Genomic DNA, 13,755 nt, shown 5'->3' on the forward strand with positions numbered 1-13,755 from the left:
GCTGGGGCGAGCCTGACCCGTCAAAAATTGCGGCGCTTCCGGCTGACACGCTTTTCCACTGGCGTGCTTTCTTCCTCAAACAGGGCATTTTCAAAAAGCCTTCGCCAGAAGGTTCTGACAATAACCCGCCCCCTGTTAAATCCACCACCGCCGCTGTGAATCCGAGTCTGGATGCGCAGTGTGCGGCAGTCATGAAGGTATTAATGTAATGGGTGACGTTGCCTCTCTTGCCGTTGGGCTGCATCTGAATGCAGCGAACTTTAAATCGCAGCTGATGAGCGCCTACGGCAGCGCTGAGAGTCAGTCACGCCAGTTTAACCGCAATGCCCGGGCTGATGCGAAAAAGACGGAGGATGCCTATAAGCGTGTTTCTGCTTCGGTATCAGGGCTGGCAGGCAGGCTGGCAGGTTTTGCCGGGGCGGGGTTATCGCTGGGCACCATTATCAGCACCACGCGGCAGTACAGCCAGTCGTTGTCGGATTTGCAGGCTATCACCGGTGCCACCAGTGCGCAGATGAAACTGTACGATCAGGCGGCGCAGGAAATGGGCCGCTCAACGGAATACAGCGCATCACAGGCCGCCGAGGCCATTAAACTGATGGCTTCGGCAAAGCCTGAACTGCTGAGTACCTCTGCGGGGCTGACAGCGGCGACCAAAAGCGCGTTAACGCTGGCCCAGGCGGCAGGGACGACGCTTCCGGATGCCACCCGAACGCTGGCCCTGTCATTAAACCAGTTTGGGGCGGGTGCCAGTGAAGCGGACCGGTATATCAACGTGCTGGCTGCTGGCGCGAAATTTGGCTCATCGGAGATAGCCGATACTGCTGCCGCGATTAAAAATGGCGGGGTGGCAGCGGCACAGGCTGGCGTGGGTTTTGAAACCCTCAATGCCGCCATACAGGTACTGGCAGAGCGCGAAGTGAAAGGTGGCGAAGCCGGGACCGCGCTGCGTAACGTGATCCTGAATCTGGAGAAGGGAACCGATAAGACCCTGAAGCCTTCTGTTGTCGGGCTGAGCCAGGCGCTGGAGAACCTGGCGGGAAAAAACCTGTCAACCAGGCAGGCCGTGAAGCTGTTCGGGGTGGAAAACCTCAGCGCGGCATCTATCCTGGTTCAGAACCGCGAGAAGGTGGAGTCGCTGACTGCCGCCCTGACCGGTACGCAGACCGCGCATGAGCAGGCCGAAATCAGGGTAAATAACCTGAACGGCGATCTTCTCAGCCTGACTTCTGCTTTTGAAGGTCTGATTATTAAGGTAGGACAGAGCGGAAACGGCCCGCTGCGCAGTGGTGTTCAGACCGTTACCGATGCCATTAATGGCCTGACGGATAATTTTAATACGGTCGCCAACGTTGCGCTGTATACACTGATTCCTGTTCTGGCGACAAAACTGACGGCAGGTATCAGGGGGAACATTGGTGCCTGGGTTGAGCAGCAGCAGGCAGTCAGAGCCAGCGCGATGGCGCAGGCCGATATGGCGCGAAAAACGCTGGAAAGTACCGCCGCCACGCTGGCACAGAATAACGCAGAATTCGGGCGTTATCGGGAAATGGAGAAAAGCGCCAGACAATTTGGCCTTAACGTGAGTTACCAGAGCGAGTTTAACCGCTTAATCCGCCAGGAAACCGAGCAGACACTGCTCTCTACCCAGGCAAAGAGCCAGCTGAATGCAGCCAATAAACAGCTTTCCGTTTCAGCCCGCGCAGCCTCTGCAGCGGTAGGTATGGCCAGAGGGGCGCTGGCACTGGTGGGCGGTCCTGTGGGCGCAGCGATGCTCGCCGGTTCGGCGTTGCTCTATTTCCATAATCAGGCGAAAAATGCCCGTCAGTCAGCGATTGACCTGAAAAATGCTGTTGTTGAAACGAATGAAGAGCTAAAAAAACTGTCGCTTAACCAGCTCAACGTGAAGCAGCTGGACATTGATGAACAGTTTGAGAATCAGGTTATTCAGCGAAATAAACTGATTAAAGAAATTCAGGATGCGGAAAGCCGTATTGATGGATTGAGTGGCTTTGATCCGTTCGGACAACTTAAAGGCGTACAGAACGATAAAACCCGCTACAAAGGGGATCTGGATGCCGTTGAGCAGGGGTTAAAACTCCTCAAAGAACGGCAAAAAATTGTCAAAGAGGCTATAGAACAGGCTAAATCAGGGAAAACCGATACCACGCCTAAGCCGGATAAACCTGGGAATGAAACAGGCAGCGATAAACCCGATACCCCCTGGACCGGGGAAGGCGGGGATACGGGTAAGGGGCAAAAGGCGAAGGTTAACCAGTATGAGCAACTACGGCGTGAAATCGAAGCGGCGCATGCTTCCAGTCTCGGACGAATCAACCTGCAGGAGCAGGAAAGCGCTAGGAAACTCCTTGAAGCCGCCCGCGCTGACGGAGCCAGCGAGGCCGATATTCAGAAGACTTTGCTGCTGAATGCTGAAAACTATCAGAAACAGCGCCTCGAACTGGCAGAACAGTATGCGCCAGCCAGAGCAACTCTTACGAAAGAGCGTGAAGCGAGCCAGGAGCTGAAGTCTCTTTTTGATGGACGTTTTCTGGATGAAAAGGAATACCAGACGGCGAGAATCACGCTGGCACAAAGTACGGCCCGCGAACTGTTACAGGCACAGGCAGCGGCAATGTCTGCCCCTCTGATTGATATCGCCGGGACGGTTGATCCGCTGTCAGAACTGCGCAATCAACTGGCCGAGCGTCAGTCACTGCTGCAGGCGTTTTACCAGAACGATGCGATCAACAAAGAACAGTACGAGCTGCTGAAGCAAAAGGCGGATAAAGATTCCGCTGATGCGCAGTACCAGACGGCGGTCGAGCTGTATAAGTCGCAGGGGAATCTGAACAGTCTCGCCATCGGTCTGATGGAAACCACCCAGGAGCGAATCTCCAACATGCTGACCGGCATGCTGAACGGTACACAGACACTCCGGGACGGGATGGTTGGGTTATTTTCCTCCCTGACACAGTCGGTAATTAAAAACCTTGTCGATATGGCAGCGCAGGCGCTGATCACCAACACCATCCTGAAATCCATCATGGGTATTGGCGGCAGTCTTTTTGGCGGTGCAGTCACCGCAAGTACCGGCACGGCCATCAGCAGTTTTGGCAGCAGTTTTAGTTTTAATGCGAAGGGCGGTGTTTATGACTCACCTTCATTAAGTGCCTACAGTAACGGCATCTATGACAGCCCGACCCTGTTTGCTTTTGCAAAGGGGGCAGGCGTGTTTGGTGAAGCTGGCCCGGAAGCCATTATGCCTCTGGGGAAAACGACTGACGGTACGCTGGGTGTCAGGGCGCTGGGTGACCCGGGTTTCTCTGGTGGTGATATGAATGGGGGGATTGCTTATTCACCTGTGTATCACATTGCCATTCAGAATGACGGGCAAAACGGGGAGATAGGGCCGCAGGCATCGCAGATGCTGGTCAAAATGATCGACGCGCGTGTCATGAGTATCCTGAGAACTCAGGGACGTGATGGCGGCATGCTGGCGGGAGGATAAGTGAAAACCTTTCATTGGGCACCCAGGGAGGGGATGCAGTCTTCTGTTTCCCCTTCGGTGACAACCATAAAATTTGGGGATGGCTATGAGCAACGTCGCCCGACCGGACTCAACCATCGGTTAATTAACTTCCAGCCTGTTTTCCGTATAACGTCGGACAATTCCCGCACCGCACTTGAAGCGTTTCTGGCCGAGCACGGGGGATATAAAGCCTTTCTGTGGCGACCACCAAAATACAACCGCACGATTAAAGTTGTCTGCCGGGAGTGGTCTGTTACGGACAACGTCACGTATTCCGATTTCAGCTGTAAATTTGAGCAGGTCATTGCTTAAGGATCCTTATGCAAGATATTCCTCACAACACCCTCAACGAAACCACGAAAACCGAACAGTCGGCCCGCATTGATTTGTGGGAAATCGACCTGACGGCCTTTGGTGGCCAGCGTTACTATTTTTCAAATGAAGCAAACGAGAAAGGCAAGCCGGTCACCTGGCAGGGGCGGAAGTATGACGTTTACCCGATACAGGGAACCGGATTCGACCTGGTAGGGAAAGGAACATCCGCCCGCCCGACGCTGGCGGTGTCGAACCTGTTTGGCATGGTTACGGGACTTGCGGCAGATATGCAGAGCCTCGTCGGGGCCACGGTGGTAAGGCATGTTGTGTACGCCCGTTTTCTCGATGCGGTGAACTTTACAGGCGGCAACCAAGAGGCCGATCCGGAACAGGAAGTGGTCAGCCGCTGGGTGATTGAACAACTGTCAGAGCTGAAAGCCACCACGGCGACCTTTGTGCTGGCCACGCCGACCGAAACGGACGGCAGCGTGTTTCCGACGCGGATCATGCTGGCTGATGTCTGCAACTGGACCTACCGTTCTGAGGAGTGTGGGTATGCCGGGCCGCCTGTGGCGGATGAATTTGACAAGCCCACGGCAGACCCGGCAAAAGATGCCTGCAGTAAATGCCGTACCGGCTGCGAGCTGCGTGATAACCTGCCGCGCATCGGCTGCTTCCTCTCTATTAACCGTCTTTCCTGATGGATACACCCATGAACAAAACTATCCTGGCGCATGCCGCTGCGTGTGCGCCGGCTGAATCGTGCGGCTATGTGGTGAAGACGCCTGCCGGGGAGCGGTATTTTCCCTGCCAGAATCTTTCCGCTGAACCGACAATGTATTTCCGAATGGATCCGGCAGATTACCTTCAGGCGCAGGCGGTGGGAGATGTGGTGGCCCTGGTACACAGCCATCCCGATGGCCTGCCGTTTCTCAGCGATATTGATCGCCGCCTGCAGGTTCAGAGTGGCCTGCCGTGGTGGCTGGTCTGCGATGACCGGATATACAAATTTCGTTGCATGCCGTTCCTCACCGGGCGGGCATTTGAGCATGGCGTGACGGACTGTTACACCCTGTTCCGCGATGCGTACCATCTGGCCGGTATTGAGATGCCGGATTTTGCGCGGAAGGAGGACTGGTGGACGCAGGGGGATAATCTGTATCTGGATAATCTGGAGGCGACCGGCTTTTACCGGGTGAATGCCGCAGAGGCACAGCCCGGAGACATTCTGATTTGTTGTTTTGGTTCATCGGTTGCCAATCATGCTGCGATTTACTGCGGCGATGGCGAGCTGCTGCACCATATTCCTGATCAGCTCAGTAAACGCGAGAGGTATACCGACAAATGGCATCGCCGCACACACTCGATATGGCGACACCGGGCATGGCACGAGTCTGCCTTCACGGGGATTTACAACGATTTGGCCGCCGCTTCAGCCTCAGTATAAAAACGGGGGCCGAGGCCATTTACGCGCTGGCCATGCAGGTTCCGGGCTTCCGGCAGAAAATGAATGATGGCTGGTATCAGATACGCATTGCAGGCCTGGATGTGAATGAAACCAGCCTGTCAGCCCGTCTGCACGAGCCGCTGCCGGACGGGGCCATTATTCATATTGTCCCACGCATGGCTGGGGCTAAATCCGGTGGTCTGTTCCAGGTGGTGCTGGGAGCAGTGGCAATAGCCGCGTCCTTTTTTACAGCAGGGGCTTCACTGGCAGCCTGGGGAGCAGCGTTATCTGCCGGTGCTATTTCGGCATCCTCGGTTCTGTTTTCTATGGGGGCGGCCATGATGCTGGGTGGTGTGGCGCAGATGCTGACGCCGCAGGCAAAAATCCCCTCGTCCCGGCAGACCGATAACGGCAAACAGAACACCTGGTTTTCTTCACTGGACAACATGATGGCGCAGGGTAATGCCCTGCCGGTGTTATACGGTGAAATGCTGGTCGGATCCCGCACGATCTCCCAGGAAATCAGCACACGGGATGAAGGTGGCGGGGGGCAGGTGGTGATCATCGGTCGCTGACTTACTGCAGCATATTTGTATTTACACAGAACCGCCTCCGGGCGGTTCTGTCGTTTCAGAGGGAACAGATTATGGGTAAGGGTGGTGGCAGCAGTAAAACACCGCATGAGGCTCCTGACGACCTGAAATCCAGTCAGATGCTGACGGTAGTTGATGCCATCTGCGAGGGGCCGATTGAAGGTCCTGTGGACGGGCTGAAGAGTGTCAGAATTAACAAAACGCCGGTCCTCGACAGCGACGGTAACGCGATGGTTCATGGTGTCACCGTGGTTTACCGCGTGGGGGAGGATGAGCAAACCGCGATGGAGGGATTCGAAGACTCCGGGGCGGAAACCCTGCTGGGTGTGGAGGTGAAGAAGTCAGAGCCGGTAACCCGCACGATTACCACTAAAACGCTGGACCGTCTGCGCTTTACCTTTGGTGTGCAGTCGCTGGTCAGTACCAGTACCAAAGGCGATCGCAACCCGGCCAGCGTACAGATGCAGATCCAGTTTCGCCGGGAAGGTAAGTGGCAGGTGGAACGGAATATCACCATTACAGGTAAAACGACCACGCAGTTTCTGGCATCTGTGGTGATTGATGATTTACCGCTCCGACCGTTTGAAGTCCGCATGCTACGCCTCACTGATGACAGTACGACAGACCTGCTGCAGAACAAAACGGTGTGGTCGGGCTATACCGAAATTATCGATGTGAAACAACGTTACCCGAATACCGCTGTTATCGGCGTAAAAGTGGACGCGGAGCAGTTTGGCAGCCAGCAGGTTACGCGAAACTATCTCCTGCGCGGGCGTATTGTGCCGGTGCCGTCAAATTACGACCCGTTAACGCGGACTTATACGGGACTCTGGGACGGGACGTTTAAACCCGCCTGGACAGATAATCCGGCCTGGTGTGTGCTGGATATACTGACTCACCCGCGCTATGGCATGGGAAGCCGCATTGGTGTTGCCGATGTGGACAAGTGGGCGCTGTATGCCATTGCACAGTACTGCGATCAGCCTGTCCCTGACGGTTTTGGCAGGACTGAGCCGCGTATCACCTGCAATGCGTATCTGACGGAGCAGCGTAAAGCGTGGGACGTGCTGGGGGACTTTTGTTCCCTGATGCGCTGCATGCCGGTCTGGAACGGCAGCGCCCTGACGTTTGTACAGGACCGGCCCGCCGATAAAGTCTGGACCTATACACAAAGTAATGTGGTCATGCCCGCTGACGGTGCGCCGTTCATCCACAGCTTCAGCGCACTGAAAGAGCGCCATAATGCCGCCGAGGTCCGTTACACCGACCCGAATAACGGCTGGGAAACGTCCACCGAACTGGTGGAAAACGACGCTGCCATCCGGCGCTACGGTCGCAACGTTCTGAAGATGGATGCATTCGCCTGTACCAGCCGTGGGCAGGCGCACCGCGCCGGACTGTGGGCCATCACCACCGAATTGCTGGAAACGCAGACGGTGGATTTTTCCGTAGGGGCTGAGGGATTACGCCACGTTCCCGGCGATATCATTGAGGTCTGCGACAGTGATTATGCCGGTGTGACCGTGGGCGGACGCGTCCTGTCGGTCGACAGCCTTACGCGCACGCTCACGCTGGACCGTGAGGTGGAGATACCGGCAGGCGGCAATGTGGTGCTGAACCTGGTGGGCAGCGATGGCCAGCCTGTTACCGTGGCAGTTACCGCACATCCGGCTCCGGACCGCGTGACCGTCAGCCAGTTACCCGATGGCGTGGCGGCGTACAGCGTGTGGGGACTGAAACTGCCGGACCTGCGCCAGCGCCTGTTTCGCTGTGTGGCCATACGGGAAAACGATGATGGCACGTATGCCATTACCGCCGTGCAGCATGTTCCGGAGAAAGAAGTCATCGTGGATAACGGGGCGACGTTTGATCCGTTACCGGACACCGGTATCACGAATACGCCGCCTGCCGTGCAGCACCTGACCATAGAGATTCTGGCAGAGGAGGGACAGTATCAGGCGCGGGCACGATGGGATACCCCGCGTGTGGTGAAGGGGGTGAGTTTTTCCCTGCGTCTGACGGTGAAAGCGGAAGATAACAGCGACCGCCTGGCCAGCAGCCTGACCCTGAGCGAAACGGAGCATACTTTCCGTAACCTGACGCCGGGGCGCTACACCCTGACGGTGCGGGCGGTGAACAGCCAGGGCCAGCAGGGCGATCCGGGCAGCACGGATTTCAGCATCGCTGCGCCGGCAGTACCGTCTTATGTTGAGCTGACTCCCGGCTATTTTCAGATAACCGCCACCCCGCGCCAGGCGGTATATGACCCCACGGTGCAGTATGAATTCTGGTTTACAGATACGCAGATTGCCGATACCCGCCAGGTGGAAACCGATGCGCGTTATCTCGGCACCGCGCTGTACTGGATTGCAGCAAACGCGAATATAAAACCCGGCAAGGATTATTACTTCTATATCCGGGCCGTGAACCAGGTCGGGAAATCGGCGTTCGTGGAGGCTAAAGGGCAGGCCAGCAACGATGCGGCGGGTTACCTGGATTTCTTCAAAGGGGAAATCACCGAAAGCCATCTGGGGAAAGAGCTGCTGGAGAAGGTGGAGCTGACGGAGGACAACGCCAGCCGGCTGGATGAGTTTTCGAAAGAATGGCAAGACGCGAACGGAAAATGGAATGCCATGTGGGGCGTGAAGATAGAGCAGACCGAAGACGGGAAGCACTATGTGGCTGGTCTTGGGCTGAGCATGGAAGACACGGAAGAAGGGAAGATAAGCCAGTTCCTGGTGGCGGCGGACCGTATCGCGTTTATCAACCCGGCAAATGGCAATGAAACACCCGCCTTCGTGATGCAGGGTGACCAGATATTTATGAATGAGGTATTCCTTAAATATCTGACGGCCCCGAACATCACCAGTGGCGGGAACCCGCCGACCTTTATGCTGACGCCTGACGGCAGACTGACTGCCCGTAATGCGGATATCAGCGGTAATATCAGCGCGAATTCCGGCACCCTCAATAATGTGACGATTGAGGAAAACTGCACTATAAAGGGGACGCTCCGGGCCGAGCGTATCCTGGGAGATATTGTTAAGGCTACTGGTAAGGAATTTCCTTACTTCGTTGTTCCCAATACTGGTGAAAAACGGTACGCCAACGGGACGCTGACAGTCGTGATTGAAGATGACCAGTCTTTTGACCGACAGGTTTCCATTCCTGCGATTACCTTTCAGGGGGCAGCGTATGACAGCCAGACCAGTAATGACTTATGGGATGCCTGTACGCTGACTGTCAGGAAAAACGGGGTGGAGATATACAACCAGACAAGCAGAGGTGTACCGGCCGTTTTTACGCGGACACTGGATATGCCTGCCGGGAGCGGACGGATGACGCTGAGTTTCAGCGTCAATACACACGGTAACAGCAGCGGCTGGCCATATTCCCGAATCAGTGACCTGCTGGTTATTGTGACGAAAAAGTCATCAGCCGGGATAACAATCAGTTAATGACAGAAACCGCCTTCGGGCGGTTTTTTTATGGAGGAATTATGGCAGTACTTATCTCTGGAGTGCTCAGAGACGGGGCCGGCAAACCGGTTCAGAGCTGCACTATTCAGCTGAGCGCTAAGAAAACCAGCTCGACCGTTGTTGTTGAGGTGACTTCATACTCTATTACAGGAGCGGACGGTCACTACAGCATTGAGGCTGAGCCGGGTTATTACAGTGTGTCACTGTTGCGGGAAGGTTTTCCTCCCTCAGTGGCCGGCGATATTTATGTGGCCCCGACCGATGCGCCGGATACCCTGAATGCGTTTCTCGATGCGCCAAAGGATGTAGACCTGCGTCCGGAGGTGATGAAACGTTTTGAGGAAATGGTAAACCGCGTAGTGGATTTGAGAGGTGCAACAGAGAAGGATCGGGAACGAGCCGAACAGGCCGCACAGTCAGCGGAGCAGAGTAAAGACGCGACAGCGTTGTCTGCAACGGCTGCGGCAGAGTCACAGCGCCAGGCGACACTCTCTGCGGGTGCTGCTGATGATTCTGCCCGGTCTGCTGCAGATAATGCCCTACAGACCGCGCAGAACGTTCTGGCCAGCAGTGCAGATGCGTACAGTGCGGCAAAGTCGGCACAGACAGCGACGGAACAGGCCGGAAAGGCAAAGATCGCCGCTGATGCGGCACAGAAAGCGCAGCAGGAGGCAGGTACTTCGGCACAGTCTGCAGCGGGAAGTGCCAAAAGTGCCGCCTCGTCAGCACAAACAGCGGGTGAGCACGCAGGCAATGCAACTGCATCTGAAACCTCAGCGCGTGAAAGCGCCTTCACGGCTACACAGGCTGCAAAACAGGGTAATAACAGCGCAGCAGCTGCAGCACTAAGTGAACAGCATGCCAGGGAATCCAGCGACAAGGCCGCTAAATCAGAGACTGCGGCATCAGCCAGTGCAGAATCGGCATCTTCAAGTGGAGCATCAGCCCTGCAGTCAGCCAAAACGGCTGAGAACCATAAAAATGAAGCCGCTGAGAGCGCCAGCAGCGCAGAACAGGCCAGAGATGAGGCCCTGACGCTGCGCGATGAAGCTCAGGAAGACGCCCTGAATGCCCGGAACAGCGCACAGGCTGCTGCAGCCAGTGAGAAAGAAAGTGGACAGGCAAGGGATGAAGCACAGCTCCTTGCTGAACAGGCCAGAAGTGCAGCCTCAAAAGCTGCCGCTGATACCATTAAAGAGATACAGGAAAGTGAAGACCTCAGTGGTCCGCCAGGTCCGCAGGGGCCAGCAGGTGCAAAAGGTGAAAAGGGGGACAAGGGAGACACAGGGTTAACGGGGGCAACAGGACCAACTGGCCCTGTAGGTCCGCAGGGGCCGGCAGGTGCAAAAGGTGAAAAGGGTGACAAGGGTGATATCGGATTAACGGGGGCAACAGGACCAATTGGCCCTGTAGGTCCGCAGGGACCGGCAGGTGTAAAAGGGGATAAGGGAGATAAAGGGGATGCCGGGTTAACTGGACCACAGGGACCTGCAGGCGAAAAGGGAGCAACAGGCGCTACGGGACCGCAAGGGCCTCAGGGACCCGCAGGCTCACCAGCGGGTGCTCTTCATGCTGTAGGTACGTTTGCGCTGGCATATATGCCTGCGCCTGGAGGGAGAGGTACTAATCCAGGTACAAGTTATTCGGGGGGAAGTTTAATAGCGTGTGGAATTATCAGCAACAGCGACGCAAAAGCGTCGTTTTGTATTACGGGTAGTGCTGGCAAATATACTTTGCCGGGAACATGGCGTTCGTGTGGAATTGCATCCAGTTCTTCTGAAGGTCTGGCTGGGACGAATTTGGGTTACTATGCAGGCATTTTTCAGCGAATTTCATAAAAGGAGATTGTATGAACATTGAGGACATTCAGGCTCCTGAGTGGGCGAATAAAGAACATACAGCCATTAACTGCAGGGTTAAATTTGCAGAGTTTGATGAGTTTCTGCCGTTCACTGCATGTCCGAATGATTTTGAGGAGCATGGACGCCGTATCTACAGCGAGCTTGAATCAGGAAAGTATGGACATGTCGCCCCTTACATTGTGACTGACAGGATGGTGGAAGATTTACGAAATCAGAAACTGACTGAAATCAGCAACTGGCGGGACGTTCAGGAAAACGCCAACATTATTTTTGAATTTGGTGGCCAGCGGTGGGATGGGGGCAAAGCATCGCAGGAGCGTCTTGCGCCCGTGGTTATGGTTGGTAGTACAGGAAAGTTACCGGAAGGATTCTTCTGGACGGATGCGGATAACCACGATGTTCCCGTAAATTTTTCGTTCCTGCAACAGCTGGAGGCAGCGATGGTGCAGGCAATGGTAATGCACGGCTTCAGAATTCACGAACGGCAGCGACAGATGAAAGAAGATGTGACACAGCTGACAGATATGAGCGCCATAATTGCTTACCAGCCAGGATGGCCGGAGGAGGCATAATGAGTCGCTTTACCACGCTAGCGATACTGGAAATGCTGGTTCACTACCGATGGCGCGTATACGCGCCATTTTCGTTAATTTGTATAGAGAAAGGCCTCTGCATTTGCAGGGGCCTTAATTTGTGGCCTGTCCATGCCCCGCTAATCGGGATACGGGCAGACAGAACGAGCACAAAGCGGCTGGCAAACTGGCGAACGTTCGATAGTGCGGGTATTGAATGATTACCAGATTTCTACTGTTCACCCCAAACGGAGGATTTTAGCTATGGGGTTCCCTTCAACTGCCAGTGATTACATTGAAACGAGGATCTCACTCGATCAGCAGCTTATCAACCAGCAACGACTTACTTCATGCGGGTATCACGTTCACATTTCAGGGAAGGGATACTCCAGGGGCGCTGCTTGTGGTAGAGGCATCACTTACTGCCTGCAATTAGTCACTGCTGATATGTGCAATCGACGGGGAAGCGATATCGGAATCACCCTCAACCCCACCTGATTAATCTGGAGAGCGGGCGAAAGGAGGCGCTGCCAGTAGATGATGACGGATACGGTTCTGCACCCGCTATATTCTGGGTGATTACATACATCATCAATGATGCTAGGAATGCAGAGTTTGATGATTGCCCGGCCATGTGAGCACATTATTGCTAAGTGAAGTATGAAGTGGGGTTACGTGGTTGAGGCTAATTATCATTTCTGTCTGGATTGTTAGACAAACCAATCCCTACTTTTACCGCAGCGAACAACATGATGCACAGAGTGGTAATCGCGGCAAATACCAATAAGAGACTAGTAATCATAGAGCTTCTTAATGTCAGATGAATTCATTGTCAGACAACTGTATAGGGAAAAGGTTCCTGGCAATTATCTTGCTTGCTATTCAAGAGGATATTACAACCCGATAGAACGTAGTTGGCTGGTAATCTGTCGATAGTTTCACCCCAATAATCCCCCTGAGTTTCCCCGTACAGAAAACAGGCATAAAAAACCAGCCGTAAAATCTGGTTCTTAAAGGAGTTTTGGTCGGCACGAGAGGGTTTGAGCCTCCGCCCCCCGACACCCCATGACGGTGGCTACTGTTTTTAGGATTGCTATGTGCTAAAAGCGGAAATAAATAACAATTGTTCGATAATCACTTTTAGTGATCAGAAGCATCAAATTTCCTGTAAAAAATCCCCTGCTGCAATATGCAGGGGCTTATATATGATGCCGGGTGCCTCCCGGTAAGTCTTTGGGTAACCTCCCATGACTCGCTGCTTCAGTCGTGCATGATGAACATTCCAGCATAGAAGTCATCAGGTTAATTAGCCCTGCCGCTCAGGAGGATTCATCATAAAAGGCAAGATAGCATAAAGAGGGTGAGAGAGATATCGGAATTTAATCAGATAACAAAGAATATTTCTCTCATGTCAGTGTAGGTATTAAAATGTTGAACATGAAAAAAAACCTGCTGTTAGCAGGCCGTAAGTATTTTTAACTCATTTTTTGTTCGCTTCTGATAAATATGGTAAGAATGCAATCAAACGTGAAGCAGAGAGCATAAAAAAAAGCTATAAATATTTTCTTGCCGCATCAAGTATCTCCTGTGACGTTAACTCCCTGTCAGAAGCTACGTAAACAATACCATGAACACCAGTTAAGGAAAGAAAGCCTGCAAACATAATCCGAAGATGCGTTTCTTCACCGTTCGGATATTCCTGCCTGATAGAGGATATACCTTCCAGAACAGTCATGACTTTACAGGATTCAGCATTAAAGAAAACAAGGACTTTTATCATATTTCACTACCCTGTTCTCTCGTGGATGTAAACAGTCAGATGCCATAAGGTAAAAGCAAATACGTGGTGCTTTCGGAGGCAGCCTCGCTTCTTACGCACTTTATTATTTAACAAGCAGTTAGCTTCTGCTTTCAGACTTTTATGCAGCAGTCCTGCACTTCATCACATCGGTCAG

At 53.9% G+C, this 13,755-nt stretch carries 10 protein-coding genes and 1 pseudogene; 9 read left to right on the forward strand and 2 right to left on the reverse strand.

Features of this window, described 5'->3' with window-relative positions; genetic code table 11:
• Window positions 1-208 precede the first annotated feature (208 nt).
• The 9 genes and pseudogenes from OGX96_RS15945 to OGX96_RS15985 all read left to right on the forward strand — a co-directional run bounded on the left by OGX96_RS15945 (window position 209) and on the right by OGX96_RS15985 (window position 12,438).
• Window positions 209-3,511, forward strand: a complete 3,303-nt coding sequence (locus tag OGX96_RS15945) for a phage tail tape measure protein (RefSeq protein WP_286583576.1) — start codon at window positions 209-211, stop codon at window positions 3,509-3,511.
• Window positions 3,512-3,844 carry a phage tail protein gene (locus OGX96_RS15950; protein WP_286583577.1) on the forward strand — a complete coding sequence of 111 codons (333 nt, stop codon included), beginning with the start codon at window positions 3,512-3,514 and terminating at the stop codon, window positions 3,842-3,844.
• An 8-nt stretch (window positions 3,845-3,852) separates the two neighbouring features.
• Entirely contained in the window at window positions 3,853-4,548 is a 696-nt protein-coding gene (locus OGX96_RS15955) for a phage minor tail protein L (protein WP_286583578.1), read from the forward strand.
• A gap of 11 nt (window positions 4,549-4,559) precedes the next feature.
• Window positions 4,560-5,294 (forward strand): C40 family peptidase, encoded by a 735-nt coding sequence (locus OGX96_RS15960; RefSeq protein WP_286583580.1) that lies wholly within the window; start codon window positions 4,560-4,562, stop codon window positions 5,292-5,294.
• A complete protein-coding gene (locus OGX96_RS15965; protein ID WP_284881320.1) occupies window positions 5,192-5,869 on the forward strand; it encodes a tail assembly protein in 678 nt (225 codons plus the stop codon). Before OGX96_RS15960 ends, OGX96_RS15965 begins: the two co-directional genes overlap by 103 nt.
• A gap of 71 nt (window positions 5,870-5,940) precedes the next feature.
• Window positions 5,941-9,345, forward strand: a complete 3,405-nt coding sequence (gene gpJ, locus OGX96_RS15970; RefSeq protein ID WP_286583587.1) for a phage attachment tail tip protein J — start codon at window positions 5,941-5,943, stop codon at window positions 9,343-9,345.
• 41 nt (window positions 9,346-9,386) lie between these two features.
• A complete protein-coding gene (locus tag OGX96_RS15975; protein WP_286583589.1) occupies window positions 9,387-11,204 on the forward strand; it encodes a prophage tail fiber N-terminal domain-containing protein in 1,818 nt (605 codons plus the stop codon).
• 11 nt (window positions 11,205-11,215) lie between these two features.
• On the forward strand, window positions 11,216-11,800 hold the full coding sequence (locus OGX96_RS15980; protein ID WP_286583591.1) for a DUF4376 domain-containing protein: 585 nt from the start codon (window positions 11,216-11,218) through the stop codon (window positions 11,798-11,800).
• 264 nt (window positions 11,801-12,064) lie between these two features.
• Window positions 12,065-12,438 (forward strand): annotated as a pseudogene (locus tag OGX96_RS15985) (HumD family translesion DNA polymerase).
• A gap of 47 nt (window positions 12,439-12,485) precedes the next feature.
• Here OGX96_RS15985 and OGX96_RS22615 read toward each other — a convergent pair.
• Both OGX96_RS22615 and OGX96_RS15990 read right to left on the reverse strand, forming a co-directional pair.
• Entirely contained in the window at window positions 12,486-12,602 is a 117-nt protein-coding gene (locus OGX96_RS22615) for a YnaM/YnfT family protein (protein WP_352477250.1), read from the reverse strand.
• Window positions 12,603-13,352: 750 nt separating this feature from the next.
• Entirely contained in the window at window positions 13,353-13,580 is a 228-nt protein-coding gene (locus tag OGX96_RS15990; RefSeq protein WP_286583594.1) for a hypothetical protein, read from the reverse strand.
• Window positions 13,581-13,755: the final 175 nt, after the last annotated feature.

Source organism: Citrobacter sp. Cpo100 (assembly GCF_030332595.1).
GTDB classification, from domain to species: Bacteria; Pseudomonadota; Gammaproteobacteria; order Enterobacterales; family Enterobacteriaceae; genus Citrobacter; species Citrobacter portucalensis.

What these genes read in the sequence shown, in the direction of transcription:
- OGX96_RS15945 (WP_286583576.1), top strand. Translation starts at nt 209, where the DNA reads ATGGGTGACGTTGCCTCTCTTGCCGTTGGGCTGCATCTGAATGCAGCG.
- OGX96_RS15955 (WP_286583578.1), top strand. Translation starts at nt 3,853, where the DNA reads ATGCAAGATATTCCTCACAACACCCTCAACGAAACCACGAAAACCGAA.
- OGX96_RS15960 (WP_286583580.1), top strand. Translation starts at nt 4,560, where the DNA reads ATGAACAAAACTATCCTGGCGCATGCCGCTGCGTGTGCGCCGGCTGAA.
- OGX96_RS15965 (WP_284881320.1), top strand. Translation starts at nt 5,192, where the DNA reads ATGGCATCGCCGCACACACTCGATATGGCGACACCGGGCATGGCACGA.
- gpJ (WP_286583587.1), top strand. Translation starts at nt 5,941, where the DNA reads ATGGGTAAGGGTGGTGGCAGCAGTAAAACACCGCATGAGGCTCCTGAC.
- OGX96_RS15975 (WP_286583589.1), top strand. Translation starts at nt 9,387, where the DNA reads ATGGCAGTACTTATCTCTGGAGTGCTCAGAGACGGGGCCGGCAAACCG.
- OGX96_RS15980 (WP_286583591.1), top strand. Translation starts at nt 11,216, where the DNA reads ATGAACATTGAGGACATTCAGGCTCCTGAGTGGGCGAATAAAGAACAT.
- OGX96_RS22615 (WP_352477250.1), bottom strand. Translation starts at nt 12,602, where the DNA reads ATGATTACTAGTCTCTTATTGGTATTTGCCGCGATTACCACTCTGTGC.
- OGX96_RS15990 (WP_286583594.1), bottom strand. Translation starts at nt 13,580, where the DNA reads ATGATAAAAGTCCTTGTTTTCTTTAATGCTGAATCCTGTAAAGTCATG.